Source organism: Sporomusa sp. (genome assembly GCF_035561255.1).
Classification (GTDB): Bacteria; Bacillota; Negativicutes; order Sporomusales; family Sporomusaceae; genus Sporomusa.
Genome location: NZ_DATMXX010000196.1, coordinates 1 through 10,532 on the forward strand (window position 1 = coordinate 1; position 10,532 = coordinate 10,532).

The 10,532-nt window shown below is 45.5% G+C and carries 10 protein-coding genes; all 10 read right to left on the reverse strand.

The annotated features are described in order from the left end of the window. Positions 1-195: 195 nt before the first annotated feature. The gene (locus VN379_RS10935) at positions 196-858 is read right to left on the reverse strand and encodes a hypothetical protein (RefSeq protein ID WP_325533708.1); all 663 of its coding nucleotides are present in this window, start codon (positions 856-858) and stop codon (positions 196-198) included. 37 nt (positions 859-895) lie between these two features. Beyond that, positions 896-1,735 carry a methyl-accepting chemotaxis protein gene (locus VN379_RS10940; protein WP_325533710.1) on the reverse strand — a complete coding sequence of 280 codons (840 nt, stop codon included), beginning with the start codon at positions 1,733-1,735 and terminating at the stop codon, positions 896-898. Positions 1,736-1,826: 91 nt separating this feature from the next. Next, on the reverse strand, positions 1,827-2,243 hold the full coding sequence (locus tag VN379_RS10945; RefSeq protein WP_325533712.1) for an acyl-CoA thioesterase: 417 nt from the start codon (positions 2,241-2,243) through the stop codon (positions 1,827-1,829). A 118-nt stretch (positions 2,244-2,361) separates the two neighbouring features. Next, a complete protein-coding gene (locus VN379_RS10950) occupies positions 2,362-3,654 on the reverse strand; it encodes an MFS transporter (RefSeq protein ID WP_325533714.1) in 1,293 nt (430 codons plus the stop codon). Between the two features lie 225 nt (positions 3,655-3,879). After that, positions 3,880-6,147, reverse strand: a complete 2,268-nt coding sequence (locus VN379_RS10955; protein ID WP_325533716.1) for a xanthine dehydrogenase family protein molybdopterin-binding subunit — start codon at positions 6,145-6,147, stop codon at positions 3,880-3,882. 32 nt (positions 6,148-6,179) lie between these two features. Beyond that, positions 6,180-6,659, reverse strand: a complete 480-nt coding sequence (locus tag VN379_RS10960; protein ID WP_325533718.1) for a (2Fe-2S)-binding protein — start codon at positions 6,657-6,659, stop codon at positions 6,180-6,182. Between the two features lie 5 nt (positions 6,660-6,664). Further along, the gene (locus tag VN379_RS10965) at positions 6,665-7,528 is read right to left on the reverse strand and encodes a xanthine dehydrogenase family protein subunit M (RefSeq protein WP_325533720.1); all 864 of its coding nucleotides are present in this window, start codon (positions 7,526-7,528) and stop codon (positions 6,665-6,667) included. A 67-nt stretch (positions 7,529-7,595) separates the two neighbouring features. Further along, on the reverse strand, positions 7,596-8,366 hold the full coding sequence (locus tag VN379_RS10970; RefSeq protein WP_325533722.1) for a cyclase family protein: 771 nt from the start codon (positions 8,364-8,366) through the stop codon (positions 7,596-7,598). Continuing rightward, positions 8,359-9,060 carry a GntR family transcriptional regulator gene (locus VN379_RS10975; RefSeq protein WP_325533724.1) on the reverse strand — a complete coding sequence of 234 codons (702 nt, stop codon included), beginning with the start codon at positions 9,058-9,060 and terminating at the stop codon, positions 8,359-8,361. Before VN379_RS10975 ends, VN379_RS10970 begins: the two co-directional genes overlap by 8 nt. Before the next feature lie 58 nt (positions 9,061-9,118). Then, positions 9,119-10,324, reverse strand: a complete 1,206-nt coding sequence (locus VN379_RS10980) for a homocitrate synthase/isopropylmalate synthase family protein (RefSeq protein ID WP_325533726.1) — start codon at positions 10,322-10,324, stop codon at positions 9,119-9,121. Between the last annotated feature and the right edge of the window lie 208 nt (positions 10,325-10,532).

A 10,532-nucleotide genomic window follows, 5' to 3' on the forward strand; every position in this document is an offset into this window, starting at 1 on the left:
AAGTTATTTTTTCTAGCCGCTATTCTTAGCAGAGTTATAACTATATTGGAACAGACCGCTAAAAGCCCACAGGAACAACAAGAACTAGCCACCCTATGCTGCAGCTAGTTCTCTTGCGAATTCCAGTTGTTATTCATGACCTTATTCTCATCAGTAGTCGTTGTTGCGTCTCCCCGCTTAGCCCCCGGCGATTGCTTAACGCTGCCAATAGGGTGGTTTCGGTCCAACCAACGCAAGAAAATGGTTATAGATTCGCGGCGGATTATCTTTTTTCAAGATACAAATCTTTATACTGTGGGGGGCAGTGCCATGTAAACAGGAATGGGCTACACTCCCTGAAACGATGGCATCACACCAAATGTAACCAAAGATGAAAGCCTCCGGGGATGACTCCTTTACGCCGCCACTAACCAGGTCCCAGAGGGGATTGGACACCTCACTAACATATACCTGGGCAATCTCCCAGCTATTCCATTGTCTGCGCACAGAAACCAGTTCCATTGCGTCAACCGGTTTATTAATTTTTGCTTTTGGTTTTGGCTTTGACTTCATATGGTCCCCCCTCTCATATCTATATTTTAACTCATTTGTCAATTTGTTTATATTAAGAAGATTATTACCAGGAATCAGTCCTGCTAACAAGGTTACTTTTATGTCTGCAAAATCTGTCTTTACCGCAGTAATTCCTTCCACTTCGGCTCGACCAGCATAGATAGCTTCAGCAAATGCTACTGTGCGTCGGATAACAGTCGGGTGGGTTAACTCAGTCATAATAATGGTAAAGCCGCACCGGAATAAGCGGCATGCGATACCGGTGGCTATATCACCGGCCCCTTTAATAAGAACAACTTGGCTCATGAATACCTCCAGCTAGTATCCAAATGAGTTAGCAGCCTTACTCCCGATTAAGGCTTTCAGCAAGTTGGTCCATACGCTGCCCCATGATATTTGCCTGTTGAACTGCCTCCGTTAAATGAGAAATAGCTGCGGCAATTTGAGATATTACAGTGTCCATTTGATGTACTTGCCTTGTCGTTCCGGCACTTTGTTCCTGAATAGCCCGGACAATGATCTCACCTTTTTTGATTGACTCAACGCTGTGTGCAGCCAGCTTACGAATTTCTCCGGCTACAACCCCAAAACCACGCCCTTCATCGCCGACCCTGGCAGCCTCGATCGCGGCATTTAACCCCAAAAGGTTGGTTTGGTCGGAAAGTGTTTTAATCATCTGCAAAACTTCATTGGTTTCTTTAACTTTCAACTGTGATTCTTCCGCATATCTTGCCAATTCTTTGCTTGTACTTGTCACTTGCTGAGTCTGAGCAAATATTTCCTCAGAAGTACTGGCTAAAACACTTATATTATCAGTAAGCGTGGCAGCTAGTTCTTTTAGGGCTTCTTGCTGCTCAATCGTCTCATACGCGCACACCGAACCGATAACTTCATTGTCTTGATTGTAAATGGGAACAGCAATCGCAATCAATACCTGTCCGTAAATGGCCTTATCCAGACGCGCCGTTACTCGCCGCTTTCCCTCCATAGCGCGGGAAATTGCGTTTCCACCCTTTAATACCGTCCCTGGTTTAATCTTTAGATCTATTTTCGTCCCCGGCTTATAAAAAAGAATCTTCTCACGATCAGTGAAACTGAGACCAACACCGCTAATAAACAACTCACTGATTTGTGGAAGAACATATAAAAACCGTTCAACTATCTCTTGATTGCGTTCTGGCATTGTGCTTGCGCCTCCTTTAGTTTGACAACCTTCTGCGACAGAAAATAAGGCTTCTCGGTCTTTTAAATCGAGAAGCCTTTTTGGGGATGCCCTACAATGATTTTACTTTGGCCAGAAGATCAATATCTTCTGGTGAAACTGCCTGGATCACGATGCCATGCGGGTTTGGCTTACCTTGCTGGTCAACATTTACAAATGTTATAAAGCCGTCTACAACAAACTCATCAGACGGATGAAGCACTATTTTTACGTAGGCCACCAGGCTGGTCCTGCCGGCAGTTATAACTTTGCTCTCGCAGCGTATAAGACTGCCCTTCTTTACCGGCCTAGTGAAAACCATTCCATGAATTTTTGCGCAGACGGTGGCTTCCGGCGAAGTAAGTGAAGATACAGCTATAAAACCAGCCTCAACAAACCATTCCGCTCCCCGTCCAGCAAATAAAGTGCCATGATGATTTAAATCTCCACCTTTTACTAAACGGCACATCGATACTGTTTTGACCTCCAACTCTGTTCCCCCTTATATTTCATAGAATACTCAATTCAAGTATTCCGACCTCGTTCCTTACTTCCACAATGGTCGCGCCCCAGAACCTTCTACATTAGAAGGCCGTTTATATAAGAGGCTAGTTATTTGCGGTAATCTCAGTTCCCTTCGTTTCTTTCATCATTAATACCAGTGCAGCAGCTACAATGAAAGCGAGCGATGCCGTGCCGATAGCCATACTAAAGCCAACTTTCGGAATTAAATAAGTAATGATTATCGGTCCAACAAAGACTACCGCACGTCCCCCGTTGTAACAGAATCCGGTTCCAGTGGCCCGAACTTCCGTAGTATACAGTTCAGAAAATAAAGCCCCATAACCACTATAATATCCTGTGAAATAGCCCAGGATTATGCCCACCAGGGGTAGATATGCCAGGCCGCTATTAGTGACGGTGTAAATAAACAATGGAATTATCAATGCCATTGCCACAAAGAATGCAGCAAAAATCGGACGTCTGCCATATCTGTCTGCCAAAAGCCCAAACATTAGATATCCGCAGAAAGCACCAATACTGGTCCAGATCATAAATTCGGCACCTTTGGTAATTCCAAGATTCAGTGTTTTGTCAATATAAGTCGGCAAAAATGTAAACAACGTCCACCAACCATACATGCCAAAGCTTGAGACTCCAAGACCCAAAAGGGTATTACGCAAGTTTTGGGCATTGAATAATTGAACAAGAGGCATGGCAGTTGTAGTATTCACGGGTTGAGATGCCTGCATTTTTTTACGTTCCAGCCAGATTGAAGATTCTTTTACAAAGAACAACACTCCTATAAAGACAAGAACAGTAGGAATTATTGTGGCGTAGAACATTCCTCTCCACCCATATAGAGGGATTAAAGTATATGCAAACACAGCCGCCGCAAGTAGCCCAAAAGTCCATCCAGTTTGTAATGTCCCAACTGCAACCCCCCTGCTTTTTGCAGGCCATATTTCAGAAACTAAAGCCATTGCTGCCGGCCATAACCCGCCGAGGCCAAAACCGACAAGACCTCTATAGATATATAGTTCATTTAACGACGAGGCAGTACCTGTCAAGAGGTTAGCGGTGCCGTATAAAAAAATGGATAGTAACACGGTTGGTTTACGTCCGATTTTGTCACTAAGACTGGCAATTACTATTCCACCAATTGCAGTAGCTGCTAAGAATACCGATACTACGCTAAAAGCCTGCGCCATAGTAACGTTTAGATCTTTTATTATTGAAGGTACGGCGTAAGCATAGATAGTAGCATCCATGGCATCAAATAACCAGGCCCCGAATAACCCCATTAAAGTAACCCCATGAACCTTAAAAGCGCCAAAGAAGGACGAAAATATGTCTGTCACTTGGATATTTGTATTGCCTGGTACAGTCTTTACTTCCATTTTAAAACCTCTCTTTTTTGTAGCAATATGAACCCAATCGGAGCATAATTTTAAAAAAGACTTGAAAAACTTTAAGTTTTCATGGCAGAATAGACATGGATATGCTGTTTGCAGCAGCATATTCGTCAACCGGCGTTGAAAAGCATCTTACCATTCGTTCAGAGTGAGGGCTGTTCAACGCCTTTTTCATTTTCATTACAAAGGCAGGTTGCGCATCTTCAGCAATCATGGTTTTTGAGCACCGGCATTCAATTCTTCTTGTTTTCGAATTGCTCGCCACACTTTTTCCGGCGTTAGCGGTAAGTCTTTGATTTTAACACCTACCGCATCCCGCACGGCCTCTGCGATAGCAGCGGTCGGTGATATTACCCCGCTTTCACCAAGACCTTTGGCACCATGAGGACCTGATCCGTCTTGATTTTCAATAAATGCACTTTTCATGTCGTGGGGTATATCCATGGCAGTAGGTATTCTATAATCGATTAGTCCACCATTCTTCAGCCGCCCCTGGGAATCAAATATTAATTGTTCAAATAGTGTGTGGCCCAGCGCCATAATTGACGCACCTTCTTCCTGGGCCTTAGCTTGCAGCGGGTTTATGGCTTTGCCTACATCGCTGACATTTACTAATTTAGTGACTTCTACTTTGCCAGTTTCAGCATCCACTTTCACTTCTGCCGCAGTGAAAATCATTTCCCAGAAGTCGGTTAATCCACCTAATGGATGTTCCAGATCTTTAGTGCCTTTAAATGTACCTTTACCGATGATTTCCCCTTGATTGACCCCCAAATACATTTTCAAAAGATCCGGGTATGATATCGCTAGTCTGCAGCCCGTAATTACCCCACCAGACGCGTTCACCTCCTCTCCCTCATCATTCAGATTCAACTCATGCGCCATTGCTTTTATTTGATCTAATAGGTCCTGACAAGCCAACTCAACAGCATTACCCATGCTTACTGTAGAACGGCTCCCTGCTGTTGATAAATCAAAAGCCACTGCGGCTGTATCGCCCATGATCACTGTAATTTGTTCTACCGGTAACCCTAGCGCCTCGGCAGCGATTTGTGCCATCACGGTTCGAGCGCCCTGCCCCATTTCGGTAGTTCCAACGCTTACAGTGAGACTATCGTCCGCATGAAGTTTTACAATTGCATTTGAGACTGCAGCAGGGATGGGATTTTTTATACCAATCGCGATCCCTCGCCCAGTATTTTCTTCTTTATCGTTAGTCCACCCGATCATATTAGCTGCTAATTGAAGACCTTGTTTCCAATCCCCGTCTACCGGCGTGTCGCCTGGTACTAGAGTCTCACCCTTCTCTGGTATGTTTAAGAGCCTGATCGCTAATGAGTCAATGCCTAACAGTTGGCTAGCCTCGTTCATCTGAGACTCGATGGCCCATACGATTGGCGGCATACCAAAACCGCGCATCGCTGTGGCCGGTACAGTATTTGAGTATATCGCCTTCGCCGCAATCCTCGCGTTAGGAGTTCGATATGGTCCACAACCCAAATAACCCGCTTTAGCGACTATTCGCGGTGCAGCATCGGCATAGGCCCCCATTAAGTAATCCGCTCTAACGTCCTGAAATACGATGTGACCTGAGCCATCGAATCCGGTTGTAATTTTAACGTTGTTGGAAAGTCTGCGAGCGGTAAAAAAACTGTCTTCGATTGTAAATGACAGTTTTATCGGTTTTCCGGTGAGAAGCGCAAGATAAGCAGCCAATGGTTCATATTTGGAGTAGCCTTTACCGCCGAAACCACCCCCAATAGCGGTTGGTATAATACGTACTTTAGATTGAACTAATCCCAGTGCCGTAGCAATGACACGGCGTAGTATAAAAGGGTGTTGTACAGGAGACTGTACCGTAACACCGCCATCTTGCAAATAGGCGATGACGCAATAGGGTTCTATTGCTACATGATTTATCATTGGGAAGCTATAGGCATTCTCAATAATATGCCGACACTCCTTTTTAGCAGCATCGACATCGCCCCATCCATAGCTAGTTACACTATGCACATTGGAACTGCAATTTTGGCCATTACCGCCTGCGTGAACAAGTGGAGCATTCTCCTGCAATGCATCCTCAATCGTGCATACAAAAGGCAGTGCCTCATACTCAACCTTTATCTGGTGGACAGCATTTTTGGCACTCTCTTCACTGACTGCCAGGACTACGGCAATTACTTCCCCGTGATACCTGACCTCCCCGTCGGCGAGTATCGGCTGATCAGAGAATACCGGACCGTACCGTGGGACAGGCTTAGGCAAATCCCGGGCTGTAATAACGGCAACAACTCCAGGTACTTCCTTTGCTTTTGTTGTGCTAATACTTAGAATACGTGCATGTGCGTATTCTGAACGTAACAATTTACCGTGCAGCATACCAGCCATTACCATATCATTTGCGTAAGGCAATGCTCCTGTAACCTTACTAACGGCGTCTGTTCTTTGGACGTTCTTTCCTACATAGTTTAATTCCATATATTCCCCCCCTTTTTTAAAGAGTCCAACAACTAGCCCTTACACCTTGGGGCTGATTTAAGAACCGCGTTTACAATCCTATGGTACCCTGTGCAGCGACACAAGTTCCCGGCTAATGCTTCCCGAATCTGATCTACACTTGGATCAGGTTTTTCCATTAATAATGCCTTAGTAGACATGATCATTCCAGGCGTACAAAAGCCACACTGGACTGCCCCTTCTTCAATGAAGGCCATTTGAATCGGGTCTAGCTCACCTTCTGCTGCTAACCCTTCAATGGTAACAACTTCCCGGCCATCTACTTCCGGCGCTAACATGATGCAAGAGTTGACAGCCTTGCCATCCACAATGACAGTACATGCTCCACACTCACCCTCTCCACAGCTCACTTTAGTGCCAAGCAGACCTAATTGTTCCCTCAACACATTCGCTAGAGTATGATGCGCTTGCACTTCCAGCTGACGTAAAGTGCCATTGATTTTAAAAGTTACACATATAACATCTGTGGCCACAAAGCTCACCCTTTCATGCCTATTCTATCGAAAGCTGTTCTTATAGCCCTTCGCGCCAAAGTCTCAATCATCGCTAAACGATACTCACTACTGCCGCGAAGGTCGGTTATAGGGCTAGCCTCGCTGATTGCTTGCTGAATACCGAATTCCATATCCCGGCTATCCAAGGCTGCTTCCTTCAGCAGAGTTTCCGCCTTATTGGCTCTAAACGCCCGCGGGCCGACAGCCCCGAAAGCAAGTTTAACAGTATGACTTTTATCAACATAGGCTGCCACACCGACTGTCGCCAAATCAACGCCATCTCGCCTGGATAATTTAAGGTACGTAGAACTGGATGATTCCGGTGGATTTGGTACGAAAATACTCTCGACTATCTCTGTGTTATCTAATAAAGCCTTCCCAGGTCCCGCAATGAAAGAGCTTAAAGGTACTGACCGCTTCTTATTATCGTCAGTGACTATGTTTACCACAGCATCATATACCAATAGTGCTGGAACAGAATCGGCGGCAGGTGATGCATTACAGACATTTCCGACTATAGTGGCCCGGTTTCTAATCTGCTTGGAGCCTATCTTACCCGCAGCCTCAGCTAATGCGGGAAACCGGCTCAGTACCCGTTTATCATCAGCAATTTCGCTGAGAGTTGTAAGCGCACCAATCACTATACCATCTGCTCTAAATTCCATATTGGCGCTAAGCTCCGCTATTTTTCTTATTTGAATTACCACCGCAGGCGAGTATTTCCCCTTTTCCATCTGATTGATTAAGTCCGTTCCTCCCGCCAGAATCACTGCTGAAGAACCGTACTCTTTAAGTAATCTGGCTGCTTCACAAAGACTAGTGGGTTCAATATATTTAAAACTCTGCATTTACTCTATCCCCCAGGTATTTTATCAAAAACCGGCGTCATCCATATAACGCAGAAATGATAAAAGGCTATTTTTCTTCAATGATCGCTACTGCACGGCACCAGCCCGCAGTACAACCCTCGAATTTCACCGGCAATGCCGATACGATAAAACCGTGAGGTTTTGGCAATGTCTCTAAGTGAGCCATTTTTTCGATTTGCAAATACTCACGTTTGCGACCATGCATGTGAGTAGGCCACAGTTCATTTTGGTCACCCGTTTTCTTAAACGAATCAACCATGGCATTTACCGGGCGGTCTAGTGTCCACGCATCAATCCCGATACAACGGATGCCCTGATCAAGCAGCCAATCCAGACCCGTTATCCCTAATCCGGATTGCATCGTTAGATAAGTTTTGGTATCAGTGCCCCAATACTTGTCACAACCTGTATGAAGTAGAACAATGTCACCAGGCTTCAGCGTATAGTTAATCTTTCTAAGGGACTCCTGCATGTCTTCTATCGTAATTTCTGCACCTGGTTCTTTATGCCTCATATCCAGCACAACCCCAGGACCATAACACCATGCTAACGGAACCTGGTCAACCGTTTTGGCTGCTTTCCCCTCAGATATTGGCCCATAGTGAAAAGGAGCGTCAATATGAGTTCCTGCATGGGCAGAGCCAGAGATGAAGTCGGTGGCGAGTGCCATCGTATCAGGAAAGTCAGTGGGTTCGATTCCAGCCATTCTAGCTAATCGATAAGCACCTGCCGAGTGGTCGGAATGCTCGATCTTTGGGCCGAACGGTTCAGTCGCTCCATTATGGTGAGAAACGCTTAAATCTATAAATTTATACATCTTTTTTGTTCTCCTCTTCTATAATATTAGGTTGCTTAACCATCAATTTCCGGATGGCATCCGCTAACTCGCTACCGACACGCAGCCGGTGATCCCGGGTTATCTCCTCGGCCCTGCTGGCATCCCGGCTCTGGATAGCCTCAATTAATTGGTCATGCTCCAGATCAGAAATTTTTACGGCAGCCGGTTTTAGGCCGAAAATTGCTCTACCATACTGCGACTTAACAAGCAAGTCATCAATTAGCTTGAGTAAGTTAGGATAAGGTGATTGACCCATAGTTGCTTTATGGAATTCCCGGTTTAGGCGGGCATATTCAGCAGGGTTACCCTTGTACTCTTTCATTCTATGATCAATATCGATGATTTCTTCAATATCCGCATCCCTCATGAAGGGTATTGATGTACGAATGGCCATGCTCTCAAGTGCGGCGCGCATGACAAAGACTTCCTCGATCCATTCAGGCGATGGCGTCGCAACAACAGCCCCAACGTAAGGCTTGGTCTCAATCAGACCGGTAGCCTCCAACATCTTTAGTGCTTCCCGCACTGGTATATCACTAACCTCTAATTGATTGGCAATCTCTTTAACGATTAGTCTTGTGCCGGGAATCAGTTTATTGCCAATAATATCTTCAAACAGGGTTTGATATACAAGATCTGCTTTAGTGGAGAATTGCTTTACTATTCTTAACACAAAATCGCCTCTTTTTTGTCTATATTAGCATTTGGCTCCAGTCACAAGCCGGCTAGAATCAGCCGCAGGATTCCACAATAATTTTAAACTCGTCCAATGTTAGCAGGCCCCGTTTTTCCGTACCCTTAGCTTTGACCTGAGTTAGTATCTCTGTAACAGCTGCGTCAGGAACTTGAATGTTTAACTGATCGAGGTAATATTCCACAGAAGCTTTCCCACTCTTTTTACCAAGGACAATATCGCCTTCCCGGCCGAAATACCGTGGGTCGGTAGCAAACATGGCTAATGGCTCCTTGATGACTAAATCCACACCAATCCCCGATTCCCGTGTGTAATTCCGGCTGCCGGCAATAGGCTTGTTGGCGGCAAGCGGGACTCCGGCAATCTTTTCGACCAATTGACAAAGCCCCATAAGCTTATCCAGTTTATAGTCATTGCCGGTACCCATGAGTATTTTCAAAGCAACTATCAATTCTTCCGCAGCGGCGTTGCCGGTCCTTTCACCTAACCCGTTGACACAGGAATGAATAACCTCCGCCCCGGCTGCAACGCCTGCCAGCTCTGTGGCCACAGCCATACCGAAATCGTTGTGGGTATGGACTTCCACAGGGATACCCCCGGTTAGCCGCTTCATCTTCCTAACCAAATATTGAATAGTCTGGGGAAGGGCACACCCCATAGTGTCTACTACTCCCACGGAATTCGGGGGGGAATTTTCCATAATCCCGTTCATAAGCTGAGTCAGGTCTTCTGCCCGGGCCCGGGTGGTGTCATAGGGGAAATAGACCACATAAAGTCCCTGGCTTCTAGCATAGTTGATGCAATCTGCACTCTTTTCCAGGACAGTTTCCCAAGTCCATTTGAATTGATACTTCAGCTTCGGATAGCCAATGGGCACTTCGATAACGACGCCATGGGCTCCACATTCCACAGCCTTATTAATGTCTTCTCTCATGGCCCGGGCAAAGGTAAATATCTTTGCCTTGAGATTCCGCTTAGAGATGGCCTTGATAGCATCATAATCCGACTGGGAAACCGCCGGCATGCCGGCTTCGATCCGTTCTATTCCAACTTCATCCAATTTTTCAGCAATCCGGATTTTGTCATCAACTGTGAAAACTACGCCGGGCGTCTGTTCACCATCGCGCAAAGTTGCATCATGGATTTCCACTTTTGCCGCTATTTGTAAGGTCTCAATAACGGCAGAATCATCATTGTAGGGGCTAGCCCACCAGGAATTTTCCTTGTAGTGATTGTTTTTCATACTGGACCCTCCATTTATTCTGTAAGATTAAATAGCTTTGATAGTAACTTTTTGTTAACCTCGATAGCTAATGGTATAAGCCCCGTTGACTGAGGCTAACTGATTATCCCCGGTCACTTCTATGAACGATACAAATGCCTCCTTCTATACTGCTATAAAAACACCTGGCAGAAGCTAAATGCAATATAATATATGTTGTGAATATTAT

Excerpts from the sequence above, each read along its gene's own strand:
- VN379_RS10950 (WP_325533714.1), bottom strand. The coding sequence starts at position 3,654 with ATGGAAGTAAAGACTGTACCAGGCAATACAAATATCCAAGTGACAGAC.
- VN379_RS10970 (WP_325533722.1), bottom strand. The coding sequence starts at position 8,366 with ATGTATAAATTTATAGATTTAAGCGTTTCTCACCATAATGGAGCGACT.
- VN379_RS10935 (WP_325533708.1), bottom strand. The coding sequence starts at position 858 with ATGAGCCAAGTTGTTCTTATTAAAGGGGCCGGTGATATAGCCACCGGT.
- VN379_RS10965 (WP_325533720.1), bottom strand. The coding sequence starts at position 7,528 with ATGCAGAGTTTTAAATATATTGAACCCACTAGTCTTTGTGAAGCAGCC.
- VN379_RS10940 (WP_325533710.1), bottom strand. The coding sequence starts at position 1,735 with ATGCCAGAACGCAATCAAGAGATAGTTGAACGGTTTTTATATGTTCTT.
- VN379_RS10980 (WP_325533726.1), bottom strand. The coding sequence starts at position 10,324 with ATGAAAAACAATCACTACAAGGAAAATTCCTGGTGGGCTAGCCCCTAC.
- VN379_RS10955 (WP_325533716.1), bottom strand. The coding sequence starts at position 6,147 with ATGGAATTAAACTATGTAGGAAAGAACGTCCAAAGAACAGACGCCGTT.